The sequence below is a fragment of the Plectonema cf. radiosum LEGE 06105 genome (assembly GCF_015207665.1).
Taxonomy (GTDB): domain Bacteria; phylum Cyanobacteriota; class Cyanobacteriia; order Cyanobacteriales; family Nostocaceae; genus Rivularia; species Rivularia radiosa_A.
On record NZ_JADEWL010000040.1, the window covers coordinates 1 to 14,237 of the forward strand.

The 14,237-nt window shown below is 37.8% G+C and carries 13 protein-coding genes; 5 read left to right on the plus strand and 8 right to left on the minus strand.

Annotation, left to right across the window (positions count from 1 at the left end):
- Positions 1-107: 107 nt before the first annotated feature.
- From IQ247_RS13765 to IQ247_RS13795, 7 genes are all read right to left on the minus strand, one after another.
- Positions 108-683 (minus strand): hypothetical protein, encoded by a 576-nt coding sequence (locus IQ247_RS13765; RefSeq protein ID WP_193920855.1) that lies wholly within the window; start codon positions 681-683, stop codon positions 108-110.
- Between the two features lie 23 nt (positions 684-706).
- Positions 707-3,424, minus strand: coding sequence for a putative type IV secretion/conjugal transfer ATPase (locus tag IQ247_RS13770; protein WP_193920856.1), 2,718 nt, complete (start codon positions 3,422-3,424; stop codon positions 707-709).
- Entirely contained in the window at positions 3,421-3,753 is a 333-nt protein-coding gene (locus IQ247_RS13775) for a hypothetical protein (RefSeq protein ID WP_193920857.1), read from the minus strand. The genes IQ247_RS13770 and IQ247_RS13775 overlap by 4 nt, the downstream gene beginning before the upstream one ends.
- Positions 3,754-3,811: 58 nt before the next feature.
- Entirely contained in the window at positions 3,812-4,291 is a 480-nt protein-coding gene (locus IQ247_RS13780; protein ID WP_228059732.1) for a hypothetical protein, read from the minus strand.
- A 1,222-nt stretch (positions 4,292-5,513) separates the two neighbouring features.
- Positions 5,514-8,573, minus strand: a complete 3,060-nt coding sequence (locus IQ247_RS13785; protein ID WP_193920859.1) for a hypothetical protein — start codon at positions 8,571-8,573, stop codon at positions 5,514-5,516.
- 142 nt (positions 8,574-8,715) lie between these two features.
- On the minus strand, positions 8,716-9,285 hold the full coding sequence (locus tag IQ247_RS13790; RefSeq protein ID WP_193920860.1) for a hypothetical protein: 570 nt from the start codon (positions 9,283-9,285) through the stop codon (positions 8,716-8,718).
- Positions 9,286-9,307: 22 nt separating this feature from the next.
- Positions 9,308-9,469 (minus strand): hypothetical protein, encoded by a 162-nt coding sequence (locus tag IQ247_RS13795; protein ID WP_193920861.1) that lies wholly within the window; start codon positions 9,467-9,469, stop codon positions 9,308-9,310.
- A gap of 1,229 nt (positions 9,470-10,698) precedes the next feature.
- On the opposite strand from IQ247_RS13795, the gene IQ247_RS13800 reads away from it, so the two are divergent.
- Both IQ247_RS13800 and IQ247_RS13805 read left to right on the plus strand, forming a co-directional pair.
- Entirely contained in the window at positions 10,699-10,962 is a 264-nt protein-coding gene (locus IQ247_RS13800; protein ID WP_193920862.1) for a hypothetical protein, read from the plus strand.
- A 223-nt stretch (positions 10,963-11,185) separates the two neighbouring features.
- Positions 11,186-11,413 carry a hypothetical protein gene (locus tag IQ247_RS13805; protein ID WP_193920863.1) on the plus strand — a complete coding sequence of 76 codons (228 nt, stop codon included), beginning with the start codon at positions 11,186-11,188 and terminating at the stop codon, positions 11,411-11,413.
- A gap of 75 nt (positions 11,414-11,488) precedes the next feature.
- Here IQ247_RS13805 and IQ247_RS33400 read toward each other — a convergent pair whose 3' ends face one another.
- Positions 11,489-12,658: an Arm DNA-binding domain-containing protein gene (locus IQ247_RS33400; RefSeq protein WP_193920864.1), complete on the minus strand. Its 1,170-nt coding sequence runs from the start codon at positions 12,656-12,658 to the stop codon at positions 11,489-11,491.
- Positions 12,659-13,055: 397 nt separating this feature from the next.
- Here IQ247_RS33400 and IQ247_RS13815 point away from each other — a divergent pair, with 397 nt between their 5' ends.
- Genes IQ247_RS13815 through IQ247_RS13825 form a run of 3 tightly spaced genes read left to right on the plus strand, consistent with a single transcriptional unit; the run spans position 13,056 to position 14,235 of the window.
- Positions 13,056-13,385 (plus strand): hypothetical protein, encoded by a 330-nt coding sequence (locus IQ247_RS13815; RefSeq protein ID WP_193920865.1) that lies wholly within the window; start codon positions 13,056-13,058, stop codon positions 13,383-13,385.
- Entirely contained in the window at positions 13,385-13,825 is a 441-nt protein-coding gene (locus IQ247_RS13820; protein WP_193920866.1) for a hypothetical protein, read from the plus strand. The genes IQ247_RS13815 and IQ247_RS13820 overlap by 1 nt, the downstream gene beginning before the upstream one ends.
- 17 nt (positions 13,826-13,842) lie before the next feature.
- Positions 13,843-14,235, plus strand: a complete 393-nt coding sequence (locus tag IQ247_RS13825) for a hypothetical protein (protein WP_193920867.1) — start codon at positions 13,843-13,845, stop codon at positions 14,233-14,235.
- Positions 14,236-14,237: the final 2 nt, after the last annotated feature.

Below are 14,237 nucleotides of genomic sequence, written 5' to 3' on the forward strand. Positions count from 1 at the left end.
CTCAAGGCTTCGCCTCGGCTTACGCCTATCACCCACATCCGAGAAACAGTTATATAACCTTTTAATCAGTTATACCTAACTTATACCCCTTCTGTTTAGGAAGGCTCCTAGTTAGAACGAGCCGCACTTCGCATTGCACCCAAAATACCTGTAATTTGAGTATTTTGTTGGGCAATACGTTTCATGACATTTTGCGTTACTACATCATTCTGAGCAGCATCAGAAAAAGCGGAAACTGTCTCAATTGATGTTTGGGTTTTTTCAACTTGTGCTTTCATATTTTCCTGACCTTCTTTACTCAAGGTAGTATTGGAATCGGCACGGGTTATTTGACGGTCTACTTCATTGGTTGCTTTATCAACACCATTTACAGCATTATCACTATCAGATGCCCTAACTTCTACTTCTTCTCTAACTTCAGATGCATCTGGTAAACCTAATACACCAGTAGCTTCTTCGACTACTGCTTGCAAATCCGCTTGCAAAGACTCCGATAAATTATCTAATTTCCGAGAGATAATTGAGGAAATATATTTATCAACAGAGCGGGTTTGCTCTTGCCATTGCTCAACTAATGCGACTAAGGGATTACTTATTTCTAAAGCATAAGCACTACTGCTAATACCAATTGTTGCAATTGTAAAAGCTCCGACAAATATTACTATTCTCCTTTTGAATTTCATAAAATTCACTCTATTTATTTGTTTTAAACTAATTGTTTAGAAAGCTCACTTAGCGCAACAAACTTCGAGGGATACTTCGATAGGTAAAGCGTTCTTTGCTCTTGTTCTTGGGGATTATTTGCTACCACTGCTAATAAAATAGGGGATGGATAATAACGACAAAAAATAAATATTCCGTTATCATCGAGCAACCATTGCGAGTACAAATCCTCCTTTTTAGGAAAAAAGCTTTCTGTAGCATTACGAGCAATAATTTCTTGAGGATATTTCAAAATCGTTGTAAAACTATCAACGGCAGTGGGTTGAATTCGCCCAATTAACCGAGTAGTTAAATTTTGAAAAATCTTTGAGCCAGATGGAGATTTTGCAATCGTATCTGGGTCTTGAGCAGATAAAATTACTCTAATCCCCGCTTTCGCACCATTAGCGCACAATCTGCCTACCAAAGCCGCAATTGAGTCATATTCAAATAGAATCGGACTTTCATCAATGAAAAAGATGCTCGCAGGAGCTGCTAATGCTCGACGTAACGCTGCACTATAAGCACTTAAGCTTAAAACAGCCGCATCTTCGTCATTGGATAAGTTTCGTAATGCAAAAATTAAAAGTCGAGCATCACTACGGAAGGTTGAAGGTTGTGCTAAAGCTTGTCCAACCCGCGATGATAACCAGAATCGCAAACGCAGCTTTATTGTTTCTAAAGCCGAAGTGCGATCGCCACTATTATCAGATAGCTGCAACCGTTCATGAGAACAGAAACTTAAAAAGTCATGCAGTGTGGGCATTGCAAACCATTCATCTGAACCAAAGCCATTGGTATAAGCAGCCGCGTAACGGTCCCGAATTAAATCATCACCAAAAAACGCCTTCAAAGCTAAAGCAATAATTGAACGCACAGAATCTGTATGCACAGTTTGTTCTGTACTACCTGAACCCCGAGGATTACCTACAATCATTGCCATAATTGCAGTAGCGAGGAAATCTTTGTAGTCCTCAAACCGTTCTTGCTGCAATTTAGAAGGAAGAGAGCGTAAGTTTGGTAACTCAAATAAATTACTTGATTCCTTCCCAATATCAAAATATGCCCCATCCTTATCCATAAATCGGGTGTAATCTGTAAAGGTGCTTGTTCCATCTGGTTTTGGATAATCCATCGCAACTACTGGCATTCCATATGCCAAGGCTTGAGTAAGGATTCCAGAAGCTAAAACACTTTTACCTGCGCGAGTTGTAGCAAATAGTCCCAGGTTCTTATGCTGATTGTATAAGTCTAATTCAACAGGTGTTCCTCCTTCTTCTGCAATTAACTCAAAACCACTATCATCACCAGCTTTGGTTCTTACTAGCGGCATTAATCCCGGCACTTCGCCGCTTAAGTAAACTAATCTTCTATTGAAAGGTGCGGTCATTAAGCGTTCCCAAACGATAGGTAAAGTTTGTAACCAGATTCGCCAAGGGTATTCGGTTTCTCTTACAACCCAAGCCGGACGTAGGAAGCACGATTGGAGATAACGACAAGCTTCATCTAATTGTTCGCGAGTTTGACGGTACACCAAAAACACTGTTGCGACGTGGATGGGAACGGAACCTTCATAGAGTTCTTCTTGTGCGGCAATGGATTTTTTGATGTTCAGCAGAGACTTTACGTCAACCGAGTTTTTGTCTTGAGCTAATGCAGCAGAGGTGTTTGATTGTTTAGTCAAGCGCTGCATATTGGTTTTAACAAGTGTTTCATTAGCCCGCATCAGCTGACAATAAATCTCGGTGTCGTAAACTCTTTCCCTTGATAAAACCTCCCATAAATAACGAAGTTGTTGTTGTTTATCAATCCAACCACCGGGTTTATCCGCGAAGGTAAGGGCTGCAATATATTTATCTTTGAGATGCACCCAACGTCTATCTGCGATGGGAATTGAGGAAGAAGACTCCATGAGGAAAGATGTAGGAGCTATATCCGAGTAAATTTCCTCTCGGAGTCCGTTTTCGTCGAGAATTAAAAGTTGTGGAATCGGACGGTGTGGTGTGTTGTTAAATCGCTGCCAAAGTTCTAACCAAAGTTGTTCGGCATCTAACGGGCGGATATCTAGCCCCATTTTGTTCGATATTAGTTGTTCCCATAGTTGAAACCCGTCGGTGAATGATGTGTGTATTAGTCGTTCGATAGCGATGAATTGAAGTTGGTTGATTTCTCCGGTAAATGATTTCCAAGAACGCTCTACTTTTGAGAGAATTTTTTCAATTGCATCAGTTGTACCCGTGCTGTTCGTTTCGATGGTGTAGGTGCAATAAAGGCGTAGTGTTTTTGGTTTGCGAACTCCTTTTTCTGTTAGTTGTTGTATTCTGCATCGTTCTCCCATTAAGAGAAATTGCAGTTCAATATTCGGTGCGGTGTCGCTTAAATTTTTTAGTTGCTGCTGTCGCGTGGTGTCGTTGGTAAATGAACTCAGACGGATAGTTAAACGTTCCCCAGATGGTAAATCTTTCAATCCCGATTCAATTGCATTAAAAACCGGATCAATTTGTTCTGTTCTTAATGTGGAATGAATACCCGTACATTCAAATCCAAATTGAATTATATAGTTGTCAATTCCCTTGCGTAGAAGATAAGCCCCTACTGACCTTCCCTGTAGATTTATTTGCAACATCGTAACTAGCGCAAAAGCATCTTCAAGAGGTGTTAATCGAACTTTTTGTTCTCCATTCTCAACAATTCTTTTACCAATTTTTGATTTGGAATTCACCTGTGGAACTTACTATTTTTTGATTTTTTTACTTGTTTTGAGTTCATTATTGATTTGTATAAACAACGCACTCTTGTCCAGTTAGGAGTTGCAACAAATTTAGATAAAATTCGCCAAGCGCCATTGGCTGTAAGAATCCACCATGTTGCTATTCCCCAAGCTGCTATAGAACAAGTCCAAACCCAATTTAGTCTTAATAAACGGTGAGCAAGGTAATAGGAAATAGCGCTAATGATTGCCCAAGGAATTAATTGGTCTGCGGGAAAAGGTCCGATTGATGGTTGTTTGCCTAAAGTCACATTTACTTTACGATATTTCTTACCCTCCATTATTCACCTGTTTTACTAGGTATTGTATTAAACTTAATTACGAATTACGAATTACGAATTATCCCCCTCCTCCTCCTCCAATAATTAGGTTGGTTAGAATATCTCCAACCGTTACTGCAATCAAAATAATCATTGGTGTTCTGGCTAAATTTTGCCAATCTTCATCGTTGCGGGCAGCTTGAATCACCTTTACCAGAGAGATTCCTAAGTAAAGTATGAACAATCCTCGCAGTACGTTAAATGATAAAACAATAGCTTCATCTGCACCTGCAAACTGCCCACTCATCCAAGTTTCTGCGTTTTGAAAAAATTGCGCTTGTACCGGAGTTGAGAAAGCATCTAACAGTAAGAATGTTCCTAAAACTGTTAGTACAGACGAAGTTATCTTATATCGGTGAGAAAACTTTGTAATGCCTTTAAATAACGCTTCTAATTGCTGTTGCCAAGCGATTGCGACTGCTCCAGATATCAAAAATACTGCCGTAGTAAAACTAATCAAACTCGGACTGATAATTGAATCTAGCAATACAACAAACAAACCAGTTCGTATTATAAATGGCGTTCGCGTAGCGTACCCCAAGGGCATACTAATCAAATGTTTTATGCAATAGTTTCCTTGGCATGACTCAGAAAATTTAGACGCTTTAAAAAGCATAAATTCATGGAATTACAAAGTTTTCTATTTACTTGATAACTCTTACTCAATTGTATTTACATCATCCAATTGTCAGATATTCAACTTGTTTTTTTCTCTAATTAAATAATTTGATTTTTAGTTAAATAAATGACTTTTATTCTATGTATAGATGACTAAAAATTGAATTAAATGTATATTTTATTTCATTTTTTAACGTATTTCTGTCTAAATTAGAGATTATAAGTTACAAGTTGACTTCTGTAGTACACAGAGAAAACAATGATATTTTATGCATTGGTAGTTTTGATTACAGTTACTCTAATTTATTAAAAAAAATATGTAATAGTAACTAATAAAATCTTGATGATTAGGGAGTTTCAGAGTTTATTTTACGACCGTTACTGTAATTACTGTTTAAATAGTAAATAAATACAAAAATCGTAAAATTATTCCTTGATAGCAAAAAAATGTGAATCATATTGATTCACAAGGATATAACTTTATCTGTTCGCATGAAAGCGGTATCTTACCTTTATAAGAATTGAGGAGCCAGGAGTCAACACAATTCGCAATTATCAATACTCGCTATCGCGAGAAGCAAGCAACGCAATTTCTTCCATAGGGAGAGGCTACGCCAACGCAATTATTGCCCCACGGATAAATCCAGGGGCTTGAACTCCGCGACTGTTTAAATTTATCTCCATAAATAAATTAAGAGAGCAGTGCGTTGGCGGGGTTCCCCCGCTTGAAGCAACTGCGGAGGGCAAGAATGCCTGAATTAACAATTAAACAATTGAGAATAAAGTTCTTGTTTCTTTAATTATCAGTTTTTTATAAAATGGGGGATTTATTTATATTTTAGGCAATGAAAGAGTTTTTTAAACGGAAGTTTGTTTTTTCATGCCGTTTTTGATATCTCGATATTTTGCGATGATTATTTATCAACTGTAGTAACTAAAGCTTGATAATTGGTTAAAATACTTATCCTGTAATGATTGTAGGTAGTTACTACTCTTTGGGCATGAAGGCATATTACTTGTTTGGCTCTTATAGTAACTGGCATTTATCAAAGAAAAGCAGAGGGCAGTTGAGTTGGCAGTGGGAAGAAATAGTAAATTGTTTTTTATCGAGATTGCCTTCTCGTAACATCCCATCGCTCAAAATCTGATTCAAAGCCAGATAATCGCTCTTGGAGTAACTCAATGGGAATTTCTACACAACTACGAGTTACCATCTCTGGCGCTTTCGGTAAAATAATCTCCCCATCCACATCAGCCCTAACATTAACTTTCAGCCGTTGGTAGGTTATCGAAGAATCGCGATCGCAATGGAATTTCTGCTTACTATAAGTCTTGCCTCCTAATTTCTCTATTTGCTGCCGAATCATTTTTTGACTGTAGGGCAGGTTATTTTTAAAATAGCGAGACATCAACGACCAAACCCCATGTAGGTAAACAGCCAAAGATTTGTAATTTCCGTTTTCTGGGTTGCCATCCTCGGTAATTAAACGACAGTTCCACTCACCCACTTCAGTTTGCGATCGCAGCACTAATAATTTATCTACAAAATCATCCAACGAGGGTTTCTTAGATTCATCCTCATTAGCTTCACCGCATAATAAGCTCAAATAAGCCCAAACCTCTTCTTCGCTAATAACACCACTTAATTGAGCTAATTTCAAAGCGTAATAACCAATCAATGCCAAACTTGACGCTAACCTTGCGTGTGCTGTGGGTAACTTCGCGATTAGCTGCAATTCTAAATCTTTAATCCCTTTTTGATCGTAACCAAGTTTTATTAAACTAGGTAAAGTACAGGAGCAGATACGGGACATTGCTCGCAATTCTGGGAAAGCGGCAGGATTTGGGGTTCCTGCAAACTCCAATCGAATTAACCGTGACAGAATTATTGGGTCATCATCACCAATCGAATAATTGGAAGCGACAATTAACGCACTGTGAGGGTCTTGATTATTTTCTCGTACAGAACGAGAACCCCCACCGAATTGAGTTTTGATTTGTTGACAAACCCAAGAAATTTGAGCAATGTCTGGGTCATCAAGGAACTGAGTTAACCCACCCATAAGCTTAAATCGTTCGTGGTAAGCACTTTCAGATGCTTTATTAATCTTGGCTCTATGGTCAAAACCTAACAGAGAAAGTGCAGTAACTGCTGCGAGTGTTTTTCCCGTCCCCGCATCTCCGTAAAGTCCTAAAACGGGGAAAAATCCTTCTTCATGTTGGATTTTATCGTAAAACAAGCCAGCTACAGAGAATGCTGCCGTAAACAAAGCTGGCATAAAGCCGGATGCTCCCAAGAAGTTACGCATGGAATTAACCAAACGTGGCAATACGTTTGGCTCTGGTTGCGTATTGATTTTAGGAACCGGAATCTTTTCGGAGGCAATTAATCTTTCATTGAGAACCCAACCTGATTCTTCTTCAGTAACTAAGTCTCCATTTTTAGAAATTTGGCAGTCGTGGAACACCCAAGTTCCATCCGATTGCCGACCAAGACGTTCAGATAATTTATACGGCTTGCCTCCACGCTCACGGTATGCGGATAATTCTTTGTGCAAATACTGGTGAAGTTCCTCTGGTTTTAATTTGTTAACGAAATAGACTTTACCAGTTGCACGAGATAAGCAATTGATAAAATCCGTGATTTTGTTCAGTGCTTCGGCAGGAACCACTACCCGATGCTGTTCGTTGGGCGGGTCATAAGTACGTTTTACTTGTAAAACTAATCCACCATAGTTATCATTAGTTCCTATTAATTCTCGCTCAACAACGAAACTAAAACCTGCTTTAGGAATCCATTTCCATTCTGTATTCACTTTCTTCCAATAACCTAACTCTGACCGATATGGATGTTGCACTGGTGATGACCAATCTTGGGTATTAAACTGTGCTGAGTTATATAGTAAATAATTTCGGATGTCATCAGACCAGAGTTTCATCCATTCGTCAATTGAAATGTAAGTAATAGTATGACGATTCCCTTGAATAATCAGGTCGTCAATATCCGGGTCATCTTTACCAAATTGTCCCCACCAAGCAATACGAATAAAACATTCCCATTCCTGCAATAATTTGATTGTTTCGTGGTAACGGAGCATGATGTGTTGATTCAAGAGCATTCCCGCATCAACGTATAAATCGATAACTAAGTTTGATAATGAAGTATTTTGTTCACTTGCAGTTTTTTCTAAATAACGTTTTAGCAACTTAGGGCTACAATCCCATGCTGCTCCAGACGCTCCGATAATTACTTGTTGAAGATTGCAAGCAACCGACCAAGCCTTCAAAACTCCCTCTGCTAAACCAATTGAGGATATTTGAACCGATTCCGGACGGCAGAATGCAAGTGGCATTTCCTGATTATCCAAGCGAGGACCATTCCCACCTTTTTGTGCAGAAGAACCCCATTTATATTTACCATTACTTGTATCCTCTGGGCGGATTTGAAAAGCGATGATTTGTCCTAATTCGTTATTAATTGGGAGAAATAGCCCAGATTGTCCGCATAAATATAAATTGCCATCTATTGTAACTACACCAGGTAAATCGGCGCTGACATTTTTTACAAGTTGTTTCGACCACGAACGAAAACCAATAAAGTCAATAAACTCTCCCAATCCACGTACATCTGTTAAGTGATTGCGGTGAGTTTCATTTAATTGAAGTTGGTTTAATACCGAACGATATTGCTTATCTCGTTCCTCCTCACTTAGAACTGACGGCACTGAAAAATCGTTCTTATCCGTTGGAGGAGGTTGATTGTTTTGCTTCTTGGTTTTAGGGAGCGTAGTACAATAATTATTTTTCAATCCATTCCCCAAAGGAAATTGTGAAGGATAAGCTTTTTGAACTGCGAATGCCCATGAAGAAGGTCGCCCTGTTAAATCAGCTATTCTCTTGTAGGTTGCTTTTTTTCCCTGACTTTGAAGTAATGCCGTTGCCCTTAATAATTCATCAACTACGTAAGAAGAGATGAAAGAATGTCCCATACCATCTGATAATTCTCGAATATGGACATAACTAGATGGTATGGAATTTGGTGTGGAGTGGTAGCAATAAATGCTACCGTCGTCATTTAGTTTACAACTACCAGACCTGTTACCGCAAACTGGACAAGGCTGCTGCTTATTTGAATATCTGCCCTTTTTATGATTTCTCGACATGGAATTTGATTCTTACTTGGGAGTGGATTTTGCTGTTGTTTTCGATAATCCGATCTGAAAAGAGCGATCTGCTTGCCTTACTCGCTTTCCCCTTCGGGGACATTACGTGGATTTGCGCTTACGCATACGCTATCGCTATCAACTATTGATTATTCAGCAGCCCTTCTGACTGAAAAATAAATTCCAATGCTTCTTGAGGATAGTTACCAACAGTTCCAAACATTGAATCAAAAACCTCTTCTTTTCGCATTCCATTTTTGCGACAGTAAGCAGATGCTTTTCTTCCAAGACTATTTGCCTGTGCTTTACCAAGTTTGATTTTATTAAGATTTGCGTAACCAACAACTGTGAAATAATGACCTTTGGGCGATTCGATACGGTCAAGTTCTGCATCTATACCTTGTAACCATTTATCGTGTGCTTCAAAGGACTCAGTTAAATGTTCAGTTTTAGCCAAAAGTAAAAGTATACGTTGTTGACATTCTATTTGACATTGAATTTCTAATACCTTGGATAATTGCTGGTTCATCTCTAAGCCAAATTGCGGTATTTTCTGTTTTTGGGAACGCCATTCTTTTTCTAATTGCAAATACCACTTTCTTACTTCCCGACCTTTTTCTGTTCGTGCCATCATTGCAAATGACTTAGCACAGTCAATTGTCAGCATCAGTTTTTCTAACTGAACGCCTCCTCCCTGAGAGCGTTTAACCATATTATCATTTCGGATAATATGGTCAAAGTCTTGCCCCCATAGTAAATCCAGCTTTTTCAAATGCCCGTTTTGCATTACCCTTTGTACTGAATTCCAACCATTGCCAATAAATATCGAAATCCACAGGAAACTGTTCTTCTGACTCCAGTTGAGCCAGTATTTCTTGCTTTATAAGATTATTCACTTGTGCATTACCTAGAATAGTTTAACGCTATAAACAATTCGCAATACTGCCTTGCTCCCGCAGTAAAGCAGGCATTGCGTACATTTCAAGTTAATCCCAGAATTACAAAGAACGTCCGAGCTAATTTGAGCAAGATTTCTTATCGTTTTTATGTTCAGACTGAGCGTGAAACTCGCACCCGAATAGTTGTTGTGCTTGAATACAAAATATGCACCCGCTTATTCAAACAAAACAGAAGAGTTTTAAGTAATTTTATCAGTTGCGCTTAATACTCCCAACCAAATATTGAATGTATTGAGCTAAAAACAAATCATCCAAAAGGAATAAAAAATCATTCTTTATTTACTAATGCCTATTAGATAAATACATGAAATGTATTCGGTATTCTCATCTTTACGATATTTGATACAAATACTTGTTAGTAGATTTTAGATATAACTACGTAAACGAGAATCTTCTGTTTTTATATGCTATGTTGTTTTCATTTTTGTCTTACTTGAATTAGAAATAAAAGTATGAATCTGCTTGCTAGTTTCATAATTATCCATTTATATTTTTTGATAAATACCTATTCAAATCAGCAAGAAAATAAAATTATGATGGACGATTTTCTATAAATATCCACCGTAAAAAATATTACACATAAACTTAGCTAATTCATTTTATATTTTTTAAATATTTCAATCAGAATCAGTAGAATAAACCGATATAAGCTATTGATATTAAGAATTTGGGAAATTTTAGAGAAATGGTCTTAAAAATCTAGATCAAGTTCAGTATTCGGTTATTAGCTATATGATTAGGCACTTTTATTATTGAGTGTCTAATTATCTACTATCAATGTATCCCTTGATTTGAGTATTTATGATGAATATCAATGTCTATGATGGCTACGTATAAAATTACAATAAATAGTCACAATAAGATACAGCTTGATTTTTGCTGGAAATTATTTCATCACGAAAAAATTGCCAAAAAAAGCCAACGGAGATATAAATAATTCAGAGGAAATGATGGTGTGTTATTTAGTTGCTCGATTCGGATAATTAAAGAGCCGTGAATCTTATTTGAAGTCAATATTTTTTCGTTTTTGTGGTGTTGAAACTAAAATTTGAGACTTTAATAATGAGCGTGAGTGCAAGTTTTACTCACAAGTAATTAATTGTAAAATCAGAAATTCAATACTCGCTTGGTGCCTACATAGTTATTGTATTTAGGAACAAAACACGATGTTTCAGTTTGCTAATAAACATTTAGCTTCAGAGAAGCTAAGTTTAAGTTGCGCTACGCTCAAAAAATATCGATTGGATGGAACGTGGATTGAGGGAAGTCACTGGGTAAGAGTTAATAGTCGCTGTATTCTTTATAATCTTGAATTAATCCAAGATTGGTTACATAATCGTCACGATCCAATCGCTCATCATCGGGCGATTGATACGTATCATGCAAGTTTGCCAAGCAATTACAAACGTAACAATCGCGCTAAGAATTAATAGTTTCTCGTGTTGTTTAGTAATAATCAAGGATTTTCAAAAGTACCAACTGCATTATCAATCTGCTTCAAAGTATCCTTTAAATGTGGGATTTAACAGTTCCGGTAAAAATTGGTTAGAATCTCCTACTTTCCATAATTATTTACCCTATTGCGTTACAGTGCAATAATATTTATCTTTGGATTGGGCATAGCTGTTTCTCGGCAGTTCATGAAGATGACGAATGGAAAATAAAAAATACGAACTTTGGTCGTCTGCAACTGAAGGCTCAGACACTTTTTTCAATGCTGACAATAATAGCGCCAGAAACAGTTTAGCTGCCGATGCTAAATTGGTTTGTATTATTGAAGCTTCCTCCTGGAATGAAGCTCAACAAAAGCGATATGATTTCATGGGTTGGGGTCATTACAGGACATTTGATGAAGTTGCAGAGCAGCACGAAAAGACGTAATTTACCTGGGTAAATTTAAAACAGCATAAGATATTAGTAGCCATTCTAAATAGTGGTTATCGTATTTTCCCCAACTCAAAAATCTGGCACTACAATCTCTCGACTTTGCCCTACGTAGTGCCGGTAAATTATCTCTGGCGAATTACCCACTAAAGTTGCCACATCCTTAACATCCATTCCATTCTTCAATGCCAAGGTAATAAAGGTATGTCGAGTTTGGTAAAGCTTGCGATATTCAATACCATCTAGCTCTCTTAGAGTTGCTTTCCAACCTCTCGCCGTAAAGTTATGAATATCAATCCATCTTCCTTCTAAAGAAGGAAACACTTTTGCATCATCACAAGCAGCTTTAATTGATTTGAGCAAAGTTGCTAGACGATTGTTGATAGGGAAGACTCGCTTCTTCTGAGTTTTCAAACCTTTTTTACAGGTTAATCCCGATTCAGAAACCACCACGGCTTGTTCAAAACGAATAAAACTAAAGTCGTTAGCAACGTGCTTCCACTCTAAACCAGCAGCTTCTGATGGTCTGCAACCTGTAAGAAACAGAAATTCAATCAAAGGCGCATAATGCTTGTAATAGCGGCTATCTTTAAATGCTTGGATAATCCTGTCGCGCTCTTCTTGAGTAAATGCATTAATGTCAGCATCTTCCTTTGAAGCTTTGGGAATCTTAATATCGCTTGCCATATCCCCAAAGGGGTTTTCTTCAATCAGCCCAGACTTAAGTGCCCAATCGCAGCAAGCTGAAATTTGGGTTAACATCCGTTTGCAAGAATTTGGAGTTTTATTAGCAACTAACCAATCTCGAATTGCTACTGCTTTATCAAGGGTTTTGAAAGGTAGATGGACATTGATGCAGATCCGAACTCTTTTAACGTCTTTAGCTAACGTACTGGGTGACAAACTACTACGTTTGAAATCAATATAACTTTCCCACAACTCAACCAAGGATGCAGCTACTTCTGTTGGTTGTGGAGGTGGTGTAGATGCTTTAACTAAAGGCTTTAAAGATTCTGGCTTGTACTTGCCTAAAGTTTGATCGAAATTCTCCGATAAAATATCTAACTCAATTTGCCTCGCTTTCATTTCTGCGAGCTTGCGGTTAGCTACCGTATCTGAAAACCCAGTTGATAGATAATAACGTTGTCCGGCGTAACGGAAGACAAGCTGTAGACGTTCGTTTGAGATTTTAATTTGAACAGTACCTTTAGACGATTTGCGTTTGGAAGATTCGCTTGGCACGGGGAACTCCTAAAATAGCGTGAAATTGCACGCGATTATTTACCCCCAATTTACCCCCAAAATTTAGCCAACCATGTCCAAATATGTCCAACGTGGCTATTTTTTACACCACCTTTACACCTCCGTAAATGGCTGAAACGGGGTTTTTGTGGTATTAAAAAACCCCCAGAAGCGTTAGCTGCTAGGGGTTTTGTATTGTATGCCAGGAACGAGACTTGAACTCGTGACACGAGGATTTTCAGTCACGAGATGCGAGGACGTGTAACTCCTCGTATCACTGGATTGCTATCAAGATTTACTAAAAATTTGCCTAACTCTTGACTAACGCACGCGTCAAAAACCGATTTTGACGTTTTTTTGCTATAACAGTCAGTTGTATAAATTAGTGCTTTCTAACATGGCAGAACCAACACTCCAGGACGTATTTGGCGCAAACGCTATTCAAGATGAATTTACTTTGACAATTACAAAAGCCGATCTTACTGGTTTAACAGCGACAGCAAACAATACAGCAGAAAGCCTACTTGTTGGGCTTCTTTTAAAAGCAAGAAGCTATTTAAATCAAACTAACTTTGATACGAATATTGATCAAAGCGTTTTGATTGAATCTGGTTTATCCAGTTTCTTAAGTCGGGGTGTTGACAATACAACCTACCGTACTGATTCGATGACAGTCAGCCTTGCCAAGGTTGATACAGCTGGCATTTTAAGCCCGGATGATTATTAATGTCTGGATGGACTATCTCTGTAGATGCACCTTGGCGCTTTGAAGACGGCGACGAGACAACTTACAACTTAACTTACCAAGTAAACGGCTGTTTTAGCCCTCCTTATGGACATATTTTCAAAAATGGAGGAGACGACCTTTATTTAACCCATTCCAAGGGTGAGACTTTTTTAGGGGATGGCTGGAATGGGTTTGTATTACTTGATTTTAAGGTAAATCAATTATCACCCTGCGAAATTGATGAAACTACGCAAAAATACGACTGTATTAACGGTGCCTGCATTAAAGCCGAAGTGTACAATACACCGGGAATTTACAACGGATTAGATGAATGTGAAGTGGCTTGTGGGGAGGGATGTTCAGGCAAGTGTCTAAGTAAAAATGAGTGGCAGAAAATACAAGACCTTGCAAATAAATTAAAACAAATAAATTGCAAATAAAAAAGGTTTATATATAAATGGCATCTGGAACAATTAGCAATTTACAACAAGCTTTAAACTGTGCCAATAAATGTGATTGTTGCGAAAAGTTGCAGCAACAAATTAACCAGCTGAAAAATCAAATAGGGAGTATTAGTAATAAAGTTAGTGCCTTAGACCAAGATATTAAAAACATCATTCCTCGTGTTAACAATCACGAGAATAGAATAGGTAAGATTGAGAAAGAGATATTTTCTGCTTCTGGAAATGACCGAAACCGAAGCAATGATAATCAAACTAAACAACAGTTACAGCAATTGAAGCAGCAAGTATCTGCAATTGAGCGCTATATTAATGCCCTTGATAATGCTGGAAAGCAAATTAATAATGTTCTCAAAAGCTTTTTTAAAATATTTTCTGTTTTTAAATAACT